Source organism: Streptomyces sp. NPDC052036 (genome assembly GCF_040680495.1).
Lineage (GTDB): Bacteria > Actinomycetota > Actinomycetes > Streptomycetales > Streptomycetaceae > Streptomyces.
Genome location: NZ_JBFAWW010000003.1, coordinates 322669 through 342890, shown reverse-complemented (window position 1 = coordinate 342890; position 20222 = coordinate 322669). Strand labels below are relative to the sequence as shown.

Genomic DNA, 20222 nt, shown 5'->3' with positions numbered 1-20222 from the left:
CCGAACGGGCAATTGCGGCCATCTCCAGCCAATGGCCGCCCGGACGGCTACCGTTGCCGGACGGTGCCGGACTTCTCCGGACGACGATCGGTAAGGAGCCGCCTGGGTGGACGCTTCGTCGCTGCGACCCGAAGACGCGTCGTGCCTGGATGAGTTCGCGGCCGTGCTACGGGACCTTCGCGCACTGGCGGACCGCCCCTCCTACCGCAAACTGCAGGACGCGACGGCCAGACTCGGGGGCACGCTGCCGGGAACCCAGCTGCACCGCGTACCACTGACCCGCAGCACACTCGGGGACGTCCTGGCGGGCCGCACCTTCCCGCGCAAGGCCTTCCTGCTGACCTATGTGGAGGCGTGCGGCGTGGACATCGCGGCCGACCGCCGCTGGGAACGTGCATGGTCGGCCCTGGCCCTGCGGCAGAAGTCGCTGGAGCAGAGAGACACGGACCCGCGACCGGAGACGGCGGGGCCCGACCCGGCGCCCCACGGGGACTCCGCGCCGGCACCGGAGAAGGACGACGGCACGGACCCCAGTCCGCTCACCGAGCGCATGCTGCAACTGGCCCGTTCCGACGCTCGTTTGATGGCCCGGGTGGTCGAGCGCCTGGAACACGAGGAGATCATCGACATCGCCACCCTGGCCGGCAGCAATCCCGTCGTCGCCACCCTCTTCCATGAGATGGCACCCACCGCGGCCGGCGCCGCCCTGTCGAACGCCCCGGCGGACATCACCACACGGCTGCTGTCCCATCTGCCGCCGGAGCGAGCCGCTCATCTGCTCACCGCCCTGACCTCGCATGCCGCGGGGCGCATCCTCAGCCGGCTCACGACGCCCACGGGGTGGACGAGCCGAGCCGGTCAGAGGTTATGGGAGCAGGTTGCGGTGATGGTCGGCGCCCAGACGCTGGCGTACGCGGCGCAGGCGCACCCCGATGTGCCCCCGGCCGCCGAACTCCGGGACTCGGGCCCGCAGGAGCACACCGTCGACCTGGTGCTCTGCATTCTGCTGCGGGACGCGTCACTGGTGCCCGCGGTCCGCGAGAGTGCGCTCTCCTTCGCACGCGACCTGATGGACACGATGCGGGAGAAGGGAAAACCGGCCCAGGACCTGATGGTCCGCCTGATCATGCCGCCGGCCGAGGCGGATGGGCCGATGAGATACACCCGCTTCCTCTCCTTCCCCCTGGACGAGAGTTCCCTCATGGACGCCTTCGCCAAGGTCGTTCCGTTCACGGGGGATCCCGTGTCGGGCGCTCTGGGCATACTCGGGGAGGCACTCCAGTCGGACTGGTCGACCAGGCGCGGAAAGTACACCCGCCACATCACCTTGGTCTATTCCGACGCACCCGAGGAACAACTCGCCTCCGAGACCCCTGAGCTCACCCCCGCGCAAGCGGAGACCGAGACTCAACTGCACAAGACATGGAGCCTGGGAGCGGGCCGGGACCAGTACTGGCGACGGAACAAACGCCTCGCTCTCATGACCCCGCACTCGCAGCCCTGGGTCCGCATCAGCGAATACTGGGATCTCACCATCCACTTCGGCTCCCGGGCGGGCGAGGGCATCCAGCCGTTCGAGCGGGAAGAAGTCCTCCAGATCCTGGCCAACACATACTGACCCGCCCCCGGTCCCGAGACCGGCTTGAGTCCCGGTCGGCTGCCCCGCGCTGTCGACCGTCTCCGACGTCGCCAAGCTCGACTCGGCTCCGGTCCAGGTCACGTTCACCGCCGACACGCGGCACGACGTGCCGGCCGTCCCGGTCACCGCGCTCGTCGCGTTGAAGGAGGGGGCTACGCCCTGCAGCGCACCGATCCAGGACAGGCGGTACGACGCTGGGAAGGGGCGGATGATCGGCGTCATCACGGCCTTCTGCAAGGGCATGAGGAAGTGCCCCGACTGGATGAACCAGTCCACCGTCAGTTCAAGCGCTGACAGGGAGAGACACCCGTAGTGACGCCGTGGGAAGTAGCCGTGGCACAGGCCGACGTGACTGGCCACCTGATCCTCTACACGCAAGCGCCGATCGTGAAGGAGATCCGTGTCCGCGGCGTCCTCCCGCCTCCCCCACCGGTCGCCGGCCGTACGGATCGCCGTCGCCGGACGCAAAGCAACCGTCCGCGATCTCCTCACCATCTATGAGATCCCGCTCGGCCATGAGAACGAGGTTCTGAGTGCGTGGGAGGCGGTCAGTCGCGTACGGCACGAGGCGGGAAGTTTGCAGGGCTGTCTGTCTCAGTCCGCGCTCGTCCATGCGTCTGGGCGGGGCACCAGCACTGCGGAGACCACCGTGTGGGACGAGACCATGACATCGGCCACGAATCGCAGGCGCCCGATGCCGAGTCGGCGTAGTGCCGGACCGTGGTCGGCGGCGACGACGAGAGAGACCGCGAGCAGAAGGAGTCGCCACAGGTCCATCACCGGGCGGCGCACCACGCGGGACAGCTCCGCCAGGGAGGCGTGCAGTCGCTCGCAGTGGAACGGGACGTGGCGCTGCTCGTCGGACAGGATCCGCCCTGCCACTTCCGTGGTGAGTGCGTCGTCGGTGCCATCGCGCAGGGCCCGGTAATAGCGCAGCGCCACCACTTCCGCGATCATCAGGACCAGCAGTTCCATGCGGAGGCCCATGAGACGCCGTAGCCGTACGAAGACCGTGTCACTCCAGTGCCCGGTCAACGTCGGAATGCCCCCCGAAGCCAGCAGCCGTGCAAGTAGCCGGGCGTGGTTCTGCTCCTCGGTGATGAAGAGCCGGACCGCCTGCGCGTAGTCGGCGTCGCCGGCCTGGTCCGCTTTGCCGACGAGGTTGGCGCCGTCACCGTCCTCGCCGACCTGGAAGCGCTGGATGCCGGCCCGCACCGCCGGATGCAGGGTCGCGCTTCGCCCCCAGTCCGGATCGCCCTGGGCAAGCCTGCGCTCGCGCTCGTCCTCGAACCGTCGTGTCCACTTGGCGAAGCGGCCCGTATGCACCCGGTCTCCCCTCTCCGGGACACAGCCACCGTGCCCTGGAGAGGGACGACGCGGGCGGACACCGAACCGTTCCACTGCCGCCGGGCGCCCACATTTCACAGATCCACATGCACGCCGAGCCAGCGGGCGAGTTCGTCGACGTCGTCGTCAGTCACCCTCGGCTGACAGCCGAACGGGACGGAATTCGCTGACTGTTGTCACAGGTGGCCGAAGGGCTGGATCATGCTCTGCATGCCGCTTGTCCTCGTGGCCCTGGCCTTGGCGGTGGTCTCCCTCGCGTGGCGGATCGGACCTGTGCTGCGCCCGATGGGGGCCGCACTGTGGATGCGTGCCCGCTTAGACGCGGAGGCCTACGGGCTGCCTCCCCGTGAGCAACTCGACGAGGGCCGTGCCGGTCCGGCCGTGCCCGAGCGATCGATGCCGTGGTGCAGGCGGCCCGGGACGGTGACTGGCGACCCGCAGCCGCCTATGCGGAGGGTGCCGGCCAGGACTGGGACGAACGCTGGTCCCGGCTGGAAGTGTTGCAGCAGCCGGCCGAGCAGGACGACGTCTGGCTGAATGACTGGCGCACCGCCCGGCCGAAGGATTGCGCCGCCGCCACGCTTCATGCGCAGTTGCTCCTCCACCGGGCCTGGGCGGCGCGGGGCAGTGGATACGCACACACCGTCCCCGCCCACCGCATGGCCCGTTTCGTCGTTCTCCTCAGGGAGGCGATGGACGCAGCCGAGACGGCGGCCCCGCTTGCACCCGACGACCCCGGGCCGTGGGTGGTGATGATCACGGCCGCCCGCGGGCTGCGCTACGAGCACGACAGGTTCCAGCGGCTCTGGTTGGAGCTCTACAAATGCGCCCCCCCAGCACCACTTCATGGGCCACTGTCAGGCCCTGCAGTACTGGTGTGCCAAGTGGGCCGGGTCCAACAAGTTGATGACGGATCTCGCCGAACGCGCCGCGCACCGGGCGCCGGGCGGCAGTCCTCTCGCCGGTGTCTACCTGCTCGCCCCTGACGCGCTCGCCGACCCGCCCGGCCATGCCGCGTTCCCCTCCTCGGGCGCGGCCAAGGAACTGCTGGAGAGCGTCGCCCGGTCGCTCGATCAGGTCCCTGACCACGACGGGCGCGTTCCGCCGCTGCGCCATCTGCTGGCTCACTCCCTGGTCAAGGCGCGGTGCTATGAGGCCGCCCTGGATCAGTTCCGACGGATCGGTACGTGGTGCGGTGCGGAGAGCCGCGCAACCTGAACCGCTCCTTCGAGGCGCTGTGCGCCCGTGCCGCAAGGTCCGCTTTCATGGCCTGCGCCACGCCTGCGCCTCGCCCCTGCACGAGCAGGGCGCCGACGCCCGCATGATCATGGAAGTTCTCGGCCACAGCTCAATCCGAGTGACCATGGACATCTACACCTTCGTCCGGCTCGACTCCCAGCGTTCCGTCTTCGACCGCGTCGGCGACGCGCTGAGGGGCGACGGCAAAGATCCGCACGATGACGACGGCGCGGCCGGTGTCCCCGTAACCCTCTGATCCGCCCCGGAAATCGGTTGCCGTCAAACACTGCCGTCAAGACATAAGGCAGGGGCCCTGTGGATCACTCCACAGGGCCCCTGAACTGTTGTGCACTCAGCAGGATTCGAACCTGCAACCTTCTGATCCGTAGGATCGGGCGAGGCGTTGGGAGGGGGATCCGCGTTCCTCGGAACTGGTCGCGGACGGTCGTGATCAGCCGCCTCCGTGTGCCGTCGTTGACGTCAGGGCTGCCGTCATCCCCGAACGGCGGCGGCGGCCCAACGGCGGTCTTCAAGAAGCTGTCAGTCGGTGGTGAGTGTCTCAGTGACCTGGGTCTGCGTCACCGGGGCGGTGGTGGACAGGTTGGTGAACAGGTTGGCAGTGACCGTCCCGCCCGTGGAAACAGCCCACAGGTCGGGAATCCCGTCGCCGTTGGCGTCGGCGGCCTGCAGGGTGAGTGCGGCCCCGGTGTTCCACCCGGTGGCGACCAGATAGCTGGTGTAGGTCAGGTTGCCGGCGTCGGGGTCGGCGGCCAGGTTCTCCCACAGGTCGAGTTCACCGGTGGACTTCTTCCACAGGTACATCGCGGTGCCGCTTCCGCCGCCCCTGGTGGGCAGTTGCATGGTGGCGATGGTCCAGTTGCTCCAGTCGGTGGTGCCGTCGGGTGTGGGGTTGTTGCCGTTGATGTCCTGGAACGCAACGGTCGGGATGTTGGCAGTGTTCCCGCTGACCGGGTTGAGCGGCGAGCCGTCTCCGTTGCCCTTGATGATCACGCCGCCGCCCACGTCATTGCCGCCAAGGTAGTAGACCAGCACGTCCTGTTTCGGTGCCGCCCGTGAAGCGTCCGGTGACGACCGTCGCGCCGTCGAAGTCTGACGGTGAGCCGTTGGTGTTGCGACCGCTGCCGTTGACTCCGATGTCGGTCGGTGAGGTGCTGACGTGCCCGTCGTCTGTGCCGGATGCCAGCCACAGACCCGAGGGGAGCCCGTTCTGGGCGCCGACGGTGAGCAGGTCGGGCGCGTTGTCGCCGGTCAGGTCCCCGTCGACCTGGTTGGTCGAGGGCGCGGCCGAGTCGAAGGTGATGGTTGCCGTGCCGCCGAAGTTGCCTCCTGCGGACATGCTGGTGACCGACAGGGTGTGGGTGCGGCTGGTCGGGGTGACCGTGATGGTGGCGTTGCCGGAGGCGTCAGCGGTCACGTTGGCAGGGGCACCCGCGTTGAGCTGGTACTGGTAGCCGCTCGGTGCGGTCCCGCCACTGGGCGCGCTGATGGCGATGCTCAACGGCTGTCCAACGGTGGACGGCCCGGGTTGGGCTATCACGGGTGTACCCGGACGCGTCGGGTCGAAAGAGAAGTGGCAGATCGTCGACCAGTCGCCGGTGCGGGTGAAGTCGGTGGCCCGGACTTTCCAGTCGAACTCAGTGATCGAACCGCCCGCCGCCGACTCCAGGGTGGCCTTCGGGATGATGTAGACGGCGGTGCTGCCGGATTGCGTCGTCAGCTGCGCCGGGTCCGATTTGGCGATCGCGTTGCCGGATTCGCTGCCGTGCGGCGACAGGCGGAAGTCGGCGCCCAGGGTGCCGCCGTCAGGGTCTGAGACCTTCGCGTACAGGGTGACGTCGCCGTCGCCCACGATGGTGTCGCCTTGGCAGGAGGTGACCGGGGACGTGCTCAAGTCGGTGGGAGCGGTCGGGGGGTGTCCCGCGTCGCGGCCAAGGCCACGGTCGGCTGGACGATCCCTGCGGCCGCCATCAGCAAGCCGAGCGCTGCCGTCGCCGTGACGGCGCGTCCGGGGCGAGGTTTGTTTGAGGAGGACGAGTCCATGAAGTCGTCGCCTTTCCGAAGGGGGCCGACCGGCCCCGAAGGGAGTCGAGTCAGGGCAGGAGACACGGAGGGTCGCAAGGGCCCAAGACAGACGCATGAAGACAGACGGGCCCGCGTTCGCCCTGGTAAGGGTTGTGCGGGCCCGTCCTTCGTCGGCGTACCGGGACCTCTTCCGCAGGTCCGGCCGGATCAGCCGAAGAGGCTGTAGATGTTGTAGCCGTATCCGACCTTGACGCGGGCGCTCAGCGGCGCGGTGGCAGAACCGGTGCCCTTGTACAGCCACAGGTTGCCGGAGCTGTCGCGGGTGATCAGGTCGGCATTGCCGTCACCGGTGACGTCGCCGATGGCGTCGTACGCCGTGTAGTGGTAGCCGTAGCCGATCTTGACTCGCGACGCGAACGGATTCGTGGCGCTGCCGGTGCCCTTGTACAGCCACAGGTTGCCGGAGCTGTCCTGGGTCAGCAGGTCCGGGTGGCCGTCATGGGTGAAGTCACCGTGACCGTAGACGTTGCTGCCGTAGATGTTCCAGCCGTGGCCGACCTGGATCCGGGAGCCGAACCCTCCCTTGCCGTTGCCGGGGTACAGCCAGAGGTTGCCGCTGCTGTCCGCTGCGACCAGGTCGCAGTAGCCGTCACCGTTGACGTCGCCGGGGAGCGTCAGGAACTTCATCGCGTTCCAGCCGCCGCCGATGGTGCTGTCCACGACGCTGTCCGAGGTCAGGTCGATGTGCCGCCACTTCAGATAGCCACCCGTGGTGCGTATCAGGAAGCCTTGGTAGCCGTTGCGGTTCAGGTCGGCCTGGCGGACCAGGTTGAGGCCGGACCAGCTCCCGCCGCCCAGCGCTTGCCGACCGGCGAAACTGGTCCCCTTCGAGTCGTACTCGTAGGCCGAGCCGCCCGAGGTGCTTGCGAACATGTCCGCCCGGCCGTCACCGCTCAGGTCGGTGTCGTCGAGCCGCGGGGCGATGGTGGTGGCGTAGATGCTGACCTTGCTGAAGACGCTGTACGAACCCTGGGCGACACAGTCCTGCACGCCCCAGGAGACGACGCCGACGATCCTGCCGCCGACCACCAGCGGACCGCCGGAGTCGCCGTTGCAGGTCGCGACGGTTCCGCTGTCGGAGCCGGTCGCCGGGGTGCCAGCACAGGTCATGTGACCGGAGACGAAGTCGCTGCCGTAGTAGCTCGTGCACGTCGAGTCGGCGTCGATCGGTACGGTCGCCGTCTGGAGCATCTGCGAGATGTTGTTGTTGGTGGAGCTGGTCCGGCCCCAGCCGTAGACGGTGGCCTTGGTGCCGGCCGTGTACGACGTGGTGTCGGTCGCGGAGGTGATCGGCAGCGTCTTGCCCGCGACGGGCTTGTCCAGGGTCAGCACGGCCACGTCGTTGTTGACGGCCGCCAAGTTGAAGGACGGGTGACTCCACTGGCGCAGCACGCCGTTGGCCGTGCCACCGTTCATGCTGGTGACGTTGCCGCTGCTGTCGAAGGTCGGCAGCTCGGCGCTGCCGGAGACGACGACACCGTTGTCGGCCCAGTCGTAGCCGGCGACGCAGTGCGCCGCGGTGAGGACCTTCGTCGGCGCCACGAGCGTGCCGCCGCAGAAGAACCCGTCCCCGGTGGTGGGGTCGGAGTACCACAGCTGCACCATCCAGGGCGCCGAGGAGAAGCTGGCCGGCTGACCGCCGATGATCTGAGGTTGGACGGTCTGGGAGGGCGCCGTGGAGGTGGTGGCCGACGGGGTCGGCGAGGGAGTGGCGGAGGCCGACGGCGTGGCCGTCGAGGAGCCCGGTGCCGCTGCCTTGGATGCCTGTTTGGCCGGCCCCGCGATGACCGTGGTGAGGCGCTTACCCTTCTCGGCGCCGTGCATTCTGGCCCGCAACTGGGCTTGGGTCGGCACGTGGTGGACGCTCAGGGTGGTCTTCGGGGCCTCCGTCGCGTTCGCGTGTGCCATGAGGAAGGTACCGATACCCCCGGCGACCAACACGCCGACAGCCGCCGGCGCGACGATTCGGGCCCGACGCCGGTGTTTCCGACCTCTGTTGGCAGATGACACTCAGGTCTCCTGTGTGATGAAAGGTAATGAGCCAAGCGGCTGGATCGTACTGATGTTTGGTTCTCATTCATCTATTCGTCACGCCATGATCATGCAAAGTGCCCGTCCCATCGGACGAAGTGCAGCGCAGGGCAGCCCGGGACCGCGTACGGCGAACAGGGGCTCGCCGGCGTCGGCTTCGGTGCTCGGCTTCCGTGGCCACTTCTCCACCAAGTCCCGCGCCTGCTCCACCACTCTCGGCGCACCCCACGACGTACGCCGTGCCTGGCGCATCGCACAAGCCGAGGCTGCTCGAGCCCGCACCGGCCGCTGGGCATGAACCCCCTGGTGCGGGCGTCACCCGGTAGAGCTTCTGCGCGTCCCGCATCTCAACCGGCGGTCAGCGACCGCCACTTGTCTGCATGCATCAAAGGCTTCACCACGATGGCCTGGAAGCGTCCTGGCGCGCGGAAGGTGATCACCAACTCACACATGTCATCACCGCCCCGTACGCCGGCGATCTCGGCCAGGGGGATGCGCCGGCCGCCGGCCCCCGGCCTTGAGATCCGCGGGTACGGCTTCCCGTTCCTCGGCTGCCTCGTCCGGCAGACGCCGCCCTGTGAAGGGGCGCGGCGCGCCGGGAGAACCGATCAACGCCATGCTCAGCCACGCTCCCGAGGACAGGCCCACCATCTATGAGGTGAGCCAGGCCCTGAGCTGATCTCGAGGCGCCGGTTCATCGGCGCCCCGTCAAGGTCACCAAGCCGCGTCGCCACCGGATCAAGCCGTGGTCCGTCGTCGAGGCGGGACGCCTCCTCGCCGATTCCCTGCCCCGGCAGATCCACTCTTCGCGGCCTGGGTCTTGCCCCTCCACCTGGGGTTCCGCCGTGGTGAATCGGATGCGCCGGGCTCAGCAGACCGGCGACCGGAAGGCGGCCGGTGATCTCTGGCGCGACACCTGCGGCCTGGTCTTCACCACGAAGTAAACGCCAGAGGCCCCGGATCTCTCCGGGGCCTCTGATCTGTGTGCACTCGGCAGGATTCGAACCTGCAACCTTCTGATCCGTAGTCAGATGCTCTATCCGTTAAGCTACGAGTGCTTGTTCTGTTTTTTGTCTTCGCTCCCGGCCCTTCCGGCCCGCTCGCGGCGACAGGAAGAACATTACATGACTGCCGCCGCCATGTGAAATCCATTAGGTGCACCCCTTGTGACCTGCGAAAACGGCATGCGGGCGGGTGGGGAGACCGTGAGCTGGGGACGCTGGAACTGCGGGCTCGGGAACGCCGAAACCCCGGTCGCGGGGACCGGGGCTTCGGGATGAGGTGCGGAGGCGGAGGGATTTGAACCCTCGATGGGCTTTAAGACCCAAACCGCATTAGCAGTGCGGCGCCATAGACCGGACTAGGCGACGCCTCCAGCACAACCGTCCGCGCGAGCGCGAATGGTGCGTGCAGATGATGACACAGCCGAGTGGGCTGTCACCAATCGCCCCCCACGGTACTAGGCAGGAAGGCCACAGGGCAAAGCACAGGGCCGCTGATCCGGGGCGGGATCCGTCGAGGGTGGCATCGGGGAGGCGACGGGGGGCGTCGAGGAGGCCTTTCGTGATCGTTCTGCCTGGCTTCCCCTCGGCTTTCCCCAGGTGGATCTCCCCAGGCCGAGGCGCCTTCGCGATCGCCGTCGACGTGCTCCCGGTTCGCCACGGCAGCCACCTGCGCCACTCGGGTCACATCCGAAACCGTCCCGCTTCGCCACCGTTAGTCAGGCCATGGTCCAGTTCTCCTCGCGCGCCGTGCTCCTCGGGGCCGTCGCCGTTCTCGCCGCCGTCGCAGCACCCGCCCCGGCGAACGCCCACAGCACTCCGCCCCTGCCCCGCGGCGACCAGCTCGTGATCACCGTCCGGCACGCCGGGCGCGCTGACGGGACGTATGTGCTGCGCTGCCACCCGTCGCACGGCACCCACCCGAACCCCGCCGCCGCGTGCACCGCGCTCGACCGGCGCACCGTCTGGGGTCGTGACCCCTTCGCCCCGGTGCCGCCGCGCGCCCTGTGCACCATGCAGTACGGGGGCCCGGCCACCGCGCGTGTCTCCGGGACCTGGGCCGGCCGGCCGGTCGACGCCCGGTACGACCGCCGCGACGGCTGTCAGGTGGCCCGCTGGGACAACCTCGTCCCCCTGCTGCCGGTGGTGCGTTCGCAGGACGAGCACCATTCGGCCACGGCCGGCGCCGGGGTGCGTCCGAGCTGATCTCGGAGGTTTCGCGCATCGACCTGCGCGGTCACAGCTTCTGCGTCACTTCCGCGTGCGACCTCCCTCTCATCCGGCGCCGCACGGCGGGCCGGTGCCCGTAGACTCCCTCGCGTGACACGCTGCGGGCCGGTTGGCAAGATGGCCTCCGCGGTGGGCAAGGTGCGGTAACAGGGAGGAATCGTCTCGTGAGCAGCAGGCCATCCCGAGGCGCTGCTCGCCTCGCTGCCATACTGGACGCGCTTCCCGACGCATTGGTGCTGGTCAACGCCAACGGGACGGTCGTCAACGCCAACACCATCGCCCTGGAGGCCTTCGAGACGCCCGGTACCGCCCTGGTCGGGCGCGGGCTGCTCGACCTGCTGCCGCAGTTCGACTCGCGGCTGATCCCCGGGTCCATGCGGCGCCCCGAGTCCACGGATGTGCGCGGACGCACCAAGCCGACCCGGATGATCGCGCGGCGCACGGACGGGAGCGAGTTCCCCGTCGAGGTCACGAGCGCCAACCTGGAGGACGGCCGCCAGGCCTACGACGGCTACGGCTACACCGGCGACGAGCTGCTCATGCTCGTCGTCCGCGATCTGTCCGGCACCGTCGACACCGAGGCCGAACTCGCCCGCTCCCAGCGGCAGACCGAGATGATCCTGCGGGCCGCGTCCGAGGGCGTGGTGGGCACGGACACCGACGGGCGGATCGTGCTCGTCAACCCCGCCGCCGCCCAGATCCTCGGCTACCGGGCCAGCGACCTGGGCGGCAAGGAGCTGCACACCCTCGTCCTGCACTCGCGCGAGGACGGTGGCCCCTTCCCGTACTCGGAGTCGCCGCTGCACGACACCCTGCGCTCCGGGCGCAAGCACCGGGTGCGCGGGCAGGTGCTGTGGTCGAAGTCCGGGGACAAGGTGCCGGTCGATCTGACGACCTCGCCGGTGCGCGACGGCGACCAGATCGTCGGCGCCGTGATGACGTTCACCGACCGGCGCCCCCTCGACACGCTCGTCGCGGAGAAAGAGGACGCGGACCAGCAGCACCGGCAGGAGCTGGAGCGGATCACCGAGGAGCACGAGGAGGAGCTGGCGCGGCTGCGCGAGGAGCACTCCGCCGAGCTCACCGAGGTGCGCGAGCGGCACGCGGAGGAGATCGCGGCCGGCGAGGAGCGCTACGCCGCGCTCGGCGAGCGCGAGAAGGACCGCTTCGAGGCCTTGGGCGCCCGGCACGACCAACTGCTCGCCGTGCTCGGCCAGTCGCTGCGCGGCCCCCTCGACGAACTGCGCGGCGAGCTGGCCAAGCTCGCCGCGGACGACGCCGGACAGCTGTGGCCCGAGGCCAACCAGGTGCTCCACCACCTCGCGGCTGGCTACTCGCGGATCACCACGCTCGTCGACAACGTCCTCGGCTACCAGCGGCTGGACGCGGGCGACGATCAGCTCGTACGGACGGCCGTCATGCTCGACGCGGTCGTCGCCGCCGGTGTCGACGGCGCCGTCGAACTGATCGGGCCCGGACGGGTGCAGTTCGCCGTCCACGCGCCGCCCATCGAGGCCGAGGTCGATCCCCAGCGGCTCGCCCAGGCGCTCGCGCATCTCGTCGCGGATGTGGCGGGCGTCGACGCGACGGGCAACGCGCCCGTCTCGGCGGGCGGTTACCTGGACAACACCGTCGTCGTGGCGGCCGCGCAGCGCGGCGAGGTCGTACGCATCGAGGTGCGCGGCCCGTACGCCGGGGGAGACCCGGTGCACCTGCCGATCGTCGCCGGGATCGTGCGTGCGCACGGCGGTGTGCTGCAGACGCACGAGGTGCCGGGGATGAGCGGCAGCGCGTATGTGCTCGAGGTGCCGCTCGGCGGCGGGGCCGGGACGGTCACGCCTGCGCCGGTGATGATCGCTGCGGTGGAACCCGGCCCCGAGAGCACGCAGTCGCAGCAGCAGCCCGCCCAGCAGAGCGGCGGCCGGCGGCGGGCCCGCCGGTCGTCCGTGGACGCGTTCCTGGGGAGCGAGGTGGGCGCCGGGTCCGCCCCGTCCTCCGAGCCGGCCGTGGCGCCCACCGGGCGGCGCAGGCGGCGCGCGGCGGAGGAGCCGGCCACCGAGGCGTCGGTTCCGGCGCAGACCGCCGAGGACGAGAACGCGACGGACGCCCCGGCTTCCGGTGGCACGGGACGGCGGCGCGGGCGGCCGAACCCCGCCGAGGGCGTGTCCGAGGGCTCGGTGGTGACCGCGGCGGAGCATGCCGCCGGAGCCCCCGCATCGGCCAGCGGACTCGGCAAGGCCGTACCGCCACAGGGGGTGCCGGTGCCCGCCGGCCGTCGCGCCCGCCGGGACAACGAGCCGCAGGCGCTGCCGCCGGCGCTGCCCGCGGCCCCCGACGCACCGTCCCCCCAGGACTCCGATGCCGCAGCGGCGACCGAACGCCGTCGGCGTGCCCTGGCCGCCGCGAACGAGCGGGCCGCCGCCGCGGATTCCGGTCCCCGGCCCGTGTTCGCGCTGCCGCCGGCCGAGGCGGACCGCACTGCGGAGCAGCCCGCCCCCGCCGCCCTCGCCCCCGCTCCCGGCCCTGTGGACGACAGCCGCCATGACGCGGTGGCGCACGGCCCGGCCGACGACCACACCCCGCCGCAGCCGCACCCGGTCGCCACGCCCACGGGCCGCCGCCGCGCCCGTCCGGCCGCCGCACCCGGGCAGCAGCCGACCGCCCCGGACGGGGCGGCCGCCCCCGGGACCGTGCCCGCCCAAGGTGTGCCCGTACAGGGCGGCCCCGTGCCGGCCCTCGGCACGCCCGCGCCCGTTGCGCCTCCGTCGGCCATGCCCCCGCAGGGGCTTCCGGCGCAGACGCAACCGGGGCTCCCTGGGCAGCCCTATCCGCTCCAGGCGGGAGCGGACAGGTCCGGCGGCGGTGACCGGCCCGCGCCTGGGCCCGTGCCCGCGGTACCGGGTCGGCCGGCCCCCGCCGCCGTAGCCGGTCAGTCCGTCCCTGGTCAGCCCTCCGCCGCTCCGCGGCCCGCGGCGCAGGCGCAGTCCGCCCCCCAGCCGATGGTGCCCGCCCAGGCCAAGCCCGCGCCCGGGACCCCGGTACCTCCGCGGACCTCCCCGCCGGGGGCCTGGTCCGGCTCGGGTAAGACCTCGGGGGCCGGGATCCCGCTGCCGCAGCCCACGCCGTCGGCGGGTACACCCCTGCCTCCGGAGCGCGCCGCCCAGCCACGGGCCGCCCAGCCGCTGCCGGCCGAGGCCGCCGCGCCCATAGACTCCAACTCGACGCAGGGGCGGGCGATCAGCGTGCGGACGCTCGGACAGGGCGTGCCCTTCGCGCGTCAGGGGGCGGCCCAGCCGGGAACCCAGCCCCGCTCCCAGTCGTCCACGCCGCCGCCGCACGCGTCGAACGGTTCGGGGCGTCGCCGCAAGCTCGGCACGCCTCCGGAACCCGCGGGCGAGCGCCCGGAGACGGCGGCGCGTCCGCATCCCCAGTCCCCCACGGCTCCACTCCCGCCGCAGCCCTCGCCGACCGGGCAGTCCCGTCTGGCCGGCACCACCGAGGGCGGCGGACGGTCGTACGCCATAGGGGCTCCGGATGTGAACGCCGCCGAGGGTCCCGAGCCGCTGGACGGTCCCGGTGGCGCCGTGGAGGTCGCCGACCAGCCCCAGTCACGGCCGATGGACGACGAGCTGCCCCCGGAGCCGCTCGACAACCCGCGTCGGCTGCTCGTGTGGCCCGCGCCGGACGTGACGACCCAGCAGGCGCTGAGCGACCGCGGCTACCGGCCCGTCATCGTCAACTCCCGTGAGGAGGTCGACGCGCAGATCGCCGCCTTCCCGGCCGCCCTCTTCGTCGACCCGCTCACCGGCCCGATCACGCGGACCGCGCTCCAGTCGTTGCGTCAGGCGGCGGTGGCCGCCGAGGTCCCCGTGCTCGTCACGGCGGGGCTCGGGCAGGCGACGCGCGAGGCGGCGTACGGCGCCGACCCGGCCGTACTCCTGAAGGCCCTCGCCCCGCGCGACTCCGAGCAGCACCCACCGCGGGTGCTGCTCATCGAGGAGCACGCGGAGATCGCGCTGGCCATGACGGCGACCCTGGAACGGCGGGGCATGCAGGTCGCGCGGGCCGCGTCGGACGCGGACGCGGTCACGCTGGCGGCGCAGATGCGGCCGAACCTGGTGGTGATGGATCTGATGCAGATGCACCGCCGGCAGGCCGGGGTGGTCGACTGGCTGCGCGCGAACAACCTGCTCAACCGCACCCCGCTCGTCGTGTACACCGCGGCCGTGGACCAGGCCGAGCTGCCCCGGCTGGTTTCGGGGGAGACGGTCCTGTTCCTGGCGGAGCGCTCGACGAGCCCCGAGGTGCAGGACCGGATCGTGGATCTGCTGGCGCGGGTCGGCACCAACTGATCAGTGCCGGATGATCAGTAGCGACCGATCGGCACCAACCGAGGTCTCCCGAAAGGGATTTAACGGCTCATACGTCGTGTGGGGCGCTGTTTCACGTGAAACAGCGCCCCACATCCTCATCCAACGGGCCTACGCCCGGCCCTAGATGCGCGTGACGTCCAGCTCGCCCGCCGCGTACTGCCGACGCAGCAGCTTCTTGTCGAACTTGCCGACGCTCGTCTTGGGCACGGCCCCGAGGATCGTCCAGCGTTCCGGGAGCTGCCACTTGGCGATCCTCGCCTCCTCGGCGAGGAAGGTCCGCAGGACGGTGAAGTCCGCGGTGGAGCCCTCCTGCAGCACGACGATCGCCAGCGGGCGCTCGCCCCACTTCTCGTCGGGCACGGCGACGACGGTGGCCTCGGTGACGTCCGGGTGGGACATCAGCGCGTTCTCCAGGTCGACCGACGAGATCCACTCGCCACCGGACTTGATGACGTCCTTGGCGCGGTCGGTGAGGGTGAGGTAGCCGTCGGCGCTGATGGTGCCGACGTCGCCGGTCTTGAGCCAGCCGTCCTCGCTGAACTTGTCGTCGGGGCGCAGGGGCTCAGCGTCGGGGCCGTTGTAGTACGCGCCCGCGATCCACGGTCCGCGCACCTCCAGCTCGCCCGCGGACGCCCCGTCCCAGGGCAGCCGCTCCCCGCCGGGACCGGTGAGACGGGCCTCGACGCCGGCCGGGAAGCGTCCCTGGGTCAGCCGGTAGGCGAACTCCTGGTCCGTGCCCACCGCGTGGGCGGGCGGCCGGGCCACCGTGCCGAGCGGGGAGGTCTCGGTCATGCCCCAGGCGTGGTTGACGCGCATGCCGAGCTTGTCGAAGGCCGCCATGAGCGAGGGCGGGCAGGCCGAACCGCCGATGGTGACATGGCCGAGGGAGGCGACGTCCCGGGGACGGGCGGTCAGCTCGGCGAGCAGGCCCTGCCAGATGGTGGGGACGGCGGCGGCGTAGGTCGGCCGCTCTTTCTCGATCATCTCGGCGAGCGGCGCGGGCTGCAGGAAACGGTCCGGCATGAGCAGGTTGACGCCGGTCATGAAGGTGGCGTGCGGCAGGCCCCAGGCGTTGACATGGAACTGCGGGACCACGACGAGCGCGGTGTCCTCGTCGGTCAGGCCCAGCGACTCGGCCATGTTGCACTGCATGGAGTGCAGGTAGACGGACCGGTGGGAGTATAGGACACCCTTGGGGTCGCCGGTGGTGCCGGAGGTGTAGCACATGGCGGCGGCCTGGCGTTCGTCCAGCTCCGGCCAGTCGTAGGCGGTCGGCTTGCCGGCGAGGAGGTCCTCGTACTCGTGCACCCGGACAGAGACGTCGGCGAGCAGTGAACGGTCTCCCGGGCCGGACACGATCACATGCTCGACGGTCTTCAGATGCGGCAGCAGCGGGGCGAGCAGCGGCAGCAGGGAGCCGTTGACGATCACGACCCGGTCGGCAGCGTGGTTGGCGATCCACACCAACTGCTCGGCGGGCAGGCGCAGGTTGAGGGTGTGCAGAACAGCGCCCATGGAGGGGATCGCGAAGTACGCCTCGACGTGCTCGGCGTTGTTCCACATGAGGGTCGCGACCCGGTCGTCGTCGCGGACGCCGATGTCCTCGCGCAGGGCGTGGGCCAACTGGGCCGCGCGGGCGCCGATCTCGGCGTAGGAGCGGCGATGTGGTTCGCCCTCACCGGTCCAGGTGGTCACCTGAGACGATCCGTGGACCGTCGACCCGTGGGTCAGGATCCTCGAGATCAGCAGCGGTACGTCCTGCATCGTGCTCTGCACGGCGTCCTCCCGGGGCGACATTGCCTACGCGGTGGTAGGGGGTTGCGCTGATTCTGCGCACATACCACGCGGTATGTCACTACTCCCCGGCATGATCGATCAGGTTCCGGTCATGATGCCCAACGCACCGGCTCCAGTTCAGGGTCCTCGCGGAGCTTGCCCAGGGCCCTGGACACCGCGGACTTCACCGTGCCGATGGAGACACCGAGCACCTCGGCCGTCTGGGCCTCGCTGAGGTCCTCGTAGTACCGCAGGACCACCATCGCCCGCTGACGCGCCGGAAGCTTCATGATCGCCCGCCACATGGCGTCGTGCAGCGCCTGCTCCTCGGCCGGGTCCGTCGCGGGCAACCCCTCCGGCTCGGGCAGCTCGTCGCAGACGAACTCGTCGACCTTGCGCTTACGCCACTGCGAGGTCCGCGTGTTGAGCAGCGCGCGGCGCACATACCCGTCGAGCGCGCGATGGTCCTCGATCCGCTCCCATGCGGCATAGGTCTTGGCCAGGGCGGTCTGCAGCAGGTCCTCCGCGTCGCTCGGGTTCGCGGTCAGCGAGCGGGCGGTACGCAGCAGCACCGGCTGGCGTGCCTGGACGTACGACGAGAACGACGGATAGGGAAAGGTCTGCCTCGCCGATGCAGCGGCGTTCGGAGCGCTGGTGCAGACGGGTGTGGTCATGGCTCCACGCTAGGTTCGCCACCCCGTGCGGCGGATCGGCCGCAGGTCCCGAAGCCGTCTCCCCCTCAGGTTGTATGCGAGGGGCCGTCCCCACCTCCTGAAGGTGGACGAGCCGGTGCACACGTCTGAGGGTTCACCCCTGAGGGACGCCTCAGCCGTCCGCCGTCAGGATCAGGCCGGAGGTGGGGACACCGGTGCCCGCGGTGACCAGGGTGCGGGCGGCGCCGGGGATCTGGTTCACCGCGGAGCCGCGCAGTTGGCGCACGGCCTCCGCGATGCCGTTCATCCCGTGCAGATACGCCTCTCCCAGCTGCCCTCCATGGGTGTTGAGCGGCAGGGTCCCCGAGGCCACGAAGTCCGCCGCCGCGCCCGGTGCGCAGAACCCGAACTCCTCCAGCTGCATCAGCACGAACGGCGTGAAGTGGTCGTAGAGGACGGCCACGTCGATGTCCGCGGGCCCCATGTCCGACGTCCGCCACAGCTGACGGGCCACCACACCCATCTCCGGCAGCCCGGTCAGGTCGTCCCGGTAGAAGCTCGTCATCTGCTCCTGGGCGCGGCCCGCGCCCTGCGCGGCGGCCGTGATCACCGCGGGCGGGTGCGGCAGATCGCGTGCCCGCTCGACGGAGGTGACCACCAGCGCCTGACCGCCGTCCGTCTCCTGGCAGCAGTCGAGCAGCCGCAGCGGCTCCACGATCCAGCGGGAGGCCGCGTGGTCGGCGAGGGTGATGGGGCGGCCGTGGAAGTACGCCGCCGGGTTCGTCGCAGCGTACCGGCGGTCCACCACGGCCACCTGGCCGAACACCTCCGGGGTCAGCCCGTGGACGTACAGGTACCGCTGGGCCGCCATCGCCACCCAGGACGCCGGGGTGAGCAGCCCGAACGGCAGCGACCAGCCCAGCGCCGCCCCCTCCGCCGACGGCTCCCGGTGCTGCACCCCCGCGCCGAAGCGACGGCCGGAGCGTTCGTTGAACGCGCGGTAGCAGACCACGACCTCGGCCACCCCGGTCGCCACCGCGAGCGCGGCCTGCTGGACCGTCGCGCACGCGGCCCCGCCCCCGTAGTGGATCCGCGAGAAGAAGGACAGCTCGCCCATCCCGGCCGCCTGGGCCACGGTGATCTCGGGGCTGGAGTCCATCGTGAACGTGACCATGCCGTCGACGTCCGCGGGCGACAGCGCCGCGTCGTCCAGCGCGGCCCGTACCGCCTCCACCGCCAGCCGCAGCTCGCTGCGGCCGGAGTCCTTGGAGAACTCGGTCGCGCCGATCCCGACGATCGCCGCCCGTCCGCCGAGGGCGTCCCGCGTCCGGGCGCTCACCGGGCGCCCCCGCCCGGGAGGGTGACGGTGACCGTGCCGGTGACATGCCGGCCGATGCCGTTGTCCCCGACCACCCGCACCGTCGCGGTGTCCCCGTCGACCTCCTCGACCGTGCCGGTCAGCACCATGGTGTCCCCCGGATGGTTGGGCGCGCCGAGCCGGATGGCGACCCTGCGCAGGACCGCCGCCGAACCGAAGTGGTCCGTGACATACCGTCCGACCAGGCCGTTCGTGGTCAGGATGTTCATGAAGATGTCGGGGGAGCCCTTCCGGCGGGCGAGCTCCGCGTCGTGGTGCACGTCCTGGTAGTCACGGGAGGCGATCGCCCCGGCCACGATCAGCGTGCGCGTGATCTCGATCGTGAGCGGGGGCAGCCGCGTTCCCGGACGTATCCGCGCGTCCGGTTCGGTCTCGCTGTCCATCGCGGCGGTCAGCCCCCGTTCCCGTCCTGGGCCCGGAACACCGGTAGCTCCAACGCGTCGTCGTACCGGACGAATTCCAGACGGACCGGCATGCCGATCCGCACCTTGTCGCACGGCACCCCGATCACACTGCTGACGATCCGCACGCCCTCCGCCAGCTCGATCAGGCCGACCGCGTAGGGAGGGGAGAAGGCCGGGAAGGGCGGATGGTGCATGACCACATACGAGTGGACCGTCCCGGCCCCGCCCGCCTCGACCGTGTCCCAGTGGGGGGAGCCGCACGCGTGGCACCCCGGCAGCCAGGGGAAGCGGAGGGCGCCGCAGCCGGTGCACCGCTGGATCAGCAGCCGGTGCCGGGCCACGCCCTCCCAGAACCCGGCGTTGTCCCGGTTGATCACTGGGCGGGGCCTTCGATGGGCGGGTTCGTCGTGAGCGGGCCTGTCCTGTACGGGCCTGTCGTGCGCGGGGGCGTTCTTCATGGGCGCGTTCCTCGTGGGCACGTGCTCGGGTGCGTACTTGAGGATGCGGAACCGGTGGGTCCCCACCCGCTCCCCGTGCACCCGTACATCCGTCCGCGTCGTCACGAAGTAGCCCGCGCCGAGTCTCGTCCGCTTCCGGTCCGAGACCGACTCGATCACCGCGTCGAAGGCGACCTCGTCGCCGGGCCGCAGCGGGCGCAGATACTCCTGTTCGCAGTCCGTGGCGACGACCGAGGTACAACCGGCCTCGTCGAGCAGTCCGAGCAGCTCGTCGTACGCCCCCGTGCGTCCTGTGTGCCCGCTGAGACCGCCCATCGTCCACGCCTGGAGCATGGTGGGCGGGGCGATGGCGTCCGGGCCGGTGTACGCGGGATTGGTGTCGCCCATCGCCTCGCACCAGTGCCGGATCATGGGCGCGTTGACCCGGTCCTTGCCGACGCCCGCGACCGCGGCCGGCCGACCCTCGTACGCCTTCAGCCGCGCGGCGAACGCACCCTCGCCCGCGTCGTCCATCGGCTCCCCCTCTCCCGGAGCAAGACTTTCTGACTGTCCGTCAGATGCCGCGGGCTGTCAAGACGGGCGGGCACGCG

The 20222-nt window shown here is 70.7% G+C and carries 14 protein-coding genes, 2 tRNA genes and 3 pseudogenes; 8 read left to right on the top strand and 11 right to left on the bottom strand.

The genetic code is table 11. From position 1 onward, the window contains the following. The first annotated feature begins 106 nt into the window (after window positions 1-106). Window positions 107-1618 carry a hypothetical protein gene (locus AB0L95_RS07870; RefSeq protein ID WP_365158550.1) on the top strand — a complete coding sequence of 504 codons (1512 nt, stop codon included), beginning with the start codon at window positions 107-109 and terminating at the stop codon, window positions 1616-1618. Window positions 1619-2233: 615 nt separating this feature from the next. On the opposite strand, the gene AB0L95_RS07865 is transcribed toward AB0L95_RS07870, so the two are convergent. Further along, window positions 2234-2965 (bottom strand): ferritin-like domain-containing protein, encoded by a 732-nt coding sequence (locus tag AB0L95_RS07865; protein WP_365158547.1) that lies wholly within the window; start codon window positions 2963-2965, stop codon window positions 2234-2236. A gap of 867 nt (window positions 2966-3832) precedes the next feature. Between AB0L95_RS07865 and AB0L95_RS07860 the strand changes: the two genes are divergently transcribed. The 3 genes and pseudogenes from AB0L95_RS07860 (at window position 3833) to AB0L95_RS07850 (ending at window position 4481) form a co-directional block, all read left to right on the top strand. After that, on the top strand, window positions 3833-4204 hold the full coding sequence (locus tag AB0L95_RS07860) for a hypothetical protein (RefSeq protein ID WP_365158787.1): 372 nt from the start codon (window positions 3833-3835) through the stop codon (window positions 4202-4204). Further along, a pseudogene (locus tag AB0L95_RS07855) lies at window positions 4137-4307 on the top strand (hypothetical protein); the annotation flags it as partial. The gene AB0L95_RS07860 and the pseudogene AB0L95_RS07855, both read left to right, overlap by 68 nt. 42 nt (window positions 4308-4349) lie before the next feature. Continuing rightward, complete coding sequence (locus AB0L95_RS07850; protein WP_365158784.1) at window positions 4350-4481, top strand: hypothetical protein; 132 nt, start codon at window positions 4350-4352, stop codon at window positions 4479-4481. A gap of 284 nt (window positions 4482-4765) precedes the next feature. Here the strand turns inward: AB0L95_RS07850 and AB0L95_RS07845 are convergent, their stop codons facing one another. The 3 genes from AB0L95_RS07845 to AB0L95_RS07835 all read right to left on the bottom strand — a co-directional run bounded on the left by AB0L95_RS07845 (window position 4766) and on the right by AB0L95_RS07835 (window position 8236). Continuing rightward, entirely contained in the window at window positions 4766-5278 is a 513-nt protein-coding gene (locus AB0L95_RS07845) for a hypothetical protein (RefSeq protein ID WP_365158544.1), read from the bottom strand. Next, window positions 5250-6137: a hypothetical protein gene (locus AB0L95_RS07840; protein WP_365158541.1), complete on the bottom strand. Its 888-nt coding sequence runs from the start codon at window positions 6135-6137 to the stop codon at window positions 5250-5252. The genes AB0L95_RS07845 and AB0L95_RS07840 overlap by 29 nt, the downstream gene beginning before the upstream one ends. Before the next feature lie 338 nt (window positions 6138-6475). Next, window positions 6476-8236 carry a trypsin-like serine protease gene (locus AB0L95_RS07835; RefSeq protein ID WP_365158538.1) on the bottom strand — a complete coding sequence of 587 codons (1761 nt, stop codon included), beginning with the start codon at window positions 8234-8236 and terminating at the stop codon, window positions 6476-6478. Between AB0L95_RS07835 and AB0L95_RS07830 the strand changes: the two are divergent. Both AB0L95_RS07830 and AB0L95_RS07825 read left to right on the top strand, forming a co-directional pair. After that, window positions 8235-8630 (top strand): annotated as a pseudogene (locus AB0L95_RS07830) (replication initiator); the annotation flags it as partial. The gene AB0L95_RS07835 and the pseudogene AB0L95_RS07830 overlap by 2 nt on opposite strands. A 279-nt stretch (window positions 8631-8909) precedes the next feature. Beyond that, window positions 8910-9038 (top strand): annotated as a pseudogene (locus AB0L95_RS07825) (protein kinase); the annotation flags it as partial. Between the two features lie 306 nt (window positions 9039-9344). Here the strand turns inward: AB0L95_RS07825 and AB0L95_RS07820 are convergent. Together AB0L95_RS07820 and AB0L95_RS07815 are read right to left on the bottom strand one after the other, a co-directional pair. Continuing rightward, window positions 9345-9417 (bottom strand) — tRNA-Arg (locus AB0L95_RS07820). Window positions 9418-9643: 226 nt separating this feature from the next. Beyond that, window positions 9644-9734, bottom strand: a tRNA-Ser gene (locus AB0L95_RS07815). Window positions 9735-10086: 352 nt separating this feature from the next. On the opposite strand from AB0L95_RS07815, the gene AB0L95_RS07810 reads away from it, so the two are divergent. Further along, the gene (locus AB0L95_RS07810) at window positions 10087-10566 is read left to right on the top strand and encodes an SSI family serine proteinase inhibitor (RefSeq protein ID WP_365158535.1); all 480 of its coding nucleotides are present in this window, start codon (window positions 10087-10089) and stop codon (window positions 10564-10566) included. 188 nt (window positions 10567-10754) lie between these two features. Next, the gene (locus AB0L95_RS07805; RefSeq protein ID WP_365158532.1) at window positions 10755-14942 is read left to right on the top strand and encodes a PAS domain-containing protein; all 4188 of its coding nucleotides are present in this window, start codon (window positions 10755-10757) and stop codon (window positions 14940-14942) included. A 141-nt stretch (window positions 14943-15083) separates the two neighbouring features. Here AB0L95_RS07805 and AB0L95_RS07800 read toward each other — a convergent pair whose 3' ends face one another. The 5 genes from AB0L95_RS07800 to AB0L95_RS07780 form a co-directional block, all read right to left on the bottom strand. Next, window positions 15084-16760, bottom strand: coding sequence for a long-chain fatty acid--CoA ligase (locus AB0L95_RS07800; protein ID WP_365158529.1), 1677 nt, complete (start codon window positions 16758-16760; stop codon window positions 15084-15086). Between the two features lie 89 nt (window positions 16761-16849). Beyond that, window positions 16850-17413 carry a SigE family RNA polymerase sigma factor gene (locus AB0L95_RS07795; protein WP_365158526.1) on the bottom strand — a complete coding sequence of 188 codons (564 nt, stop codon included), beginning with the start codon at window positions 17411-17413 and terminating at the stop codon, window positions 16850-16852. 151 nt (window positions 17414-17564) lie between these two features. Beyond that, window positions 17565-18731 (bottom strand): lipid-transfer protein, encoded by a 1167-nt coding sequence (locus AB0L95_RS07790; protein ID WP_365158523.1) that lies wholly within the window; start codon window positions 18729-18731, stop codon window positions 17565-17567. After that, the gene (locus AB0L95_RS07785) at window positions 18728-19153 is read right to left on the bottom strand and encodes a MaoC/PaaZ C-terminal domain-containing protein (protein ID WP_365158520.1); all 426 of its coding nucleotides are present in this window, start codon (window positions 19151-19153) and stop codon (window positions 18728-18730) included. The genes AB0L95_RS07790 and AB0L95_RS07785 overlap by 4 nt, the downstream gene beginning before the upstream one ends. Before the next feature lie 8 nt (window positions 19154-19161). Continuing rightward, window positions 19162-20145, bottom strand: a complete 984-nt coding sequence (locus AB0L95_RS07780; protein WP_365158517.1) for an OB-fold domain-containing protein — start codon at window positions 20143-20145, stop codon at window positions 19162-19164. Window positions 20146-20222: the final 77 nt, after the last annotated feature.

What these genes read in the sequence shown, in the direction of transcription:
- AB0L95_RS07860 (WP_365158787.1), top strand. Translation starts at nt 3,833, where the DNA reads ATGGGCCACTGTCAGGCCCTGCAGTACTGGTGTGCCAAGTGGGCCGGG.
- AB0L95_RS07850 (WP_365158784.1), top strand. Translation starts at nt 4,350, where the DNA reads ATGGACATCTACACCTTCGTCCGGCTCGACTCCCAGCGTTCCGTCTTC.
- AB0L95_RS07835 (WP_365158538.1), bottom strand. Translation starts at nt 8,236, where the DNA reads ATGGCACACGCGAACGCGACGGAGGCCCCGAAGACCACCCTGAGCGTC.
- AB0L95_RS07810 (WP_365158535.1), top strand. Translation starts at nt 10,087, where the DNA reads ATGGTCCAGTTCTCCTCGCGCGCCGTGCTCCTCGGGGCCGTCGCCGTT.
- AB0L95_RS07800 (WP_365158529.1), bottom strand. Translation starts at nt 16,760, where the DNA reads ATGTCGCCCCGGGAGGACGCCGTGCAGAGCACGATGCAGGACGTACCG.
- AB0L95_RS07795 (WP_365158526.1), bottom strand. Translation starts at nt 17,413, where the DNA reads ATGACCACACCCGTCTGCACCAGCGCTCCGAACGCCGCTGCATCGGCG.
- AB0L95_RS07785 (WP_365158520.1), bottom strand. Translation starts at nt 19,153, where the DNA reads ATGGACAGCGAGACCGAACCGGACGCGCGGATACGTCCGGGAACGCGG.
- AB0L95_RS07780 (WP_365158517.1), bottom strand. Translation starts at nt 20,145, where the DNA reads ATGGACGACGCGGGCGAGGGTGCGTTCGCCGCGCGGCTGAAGGCGTAC.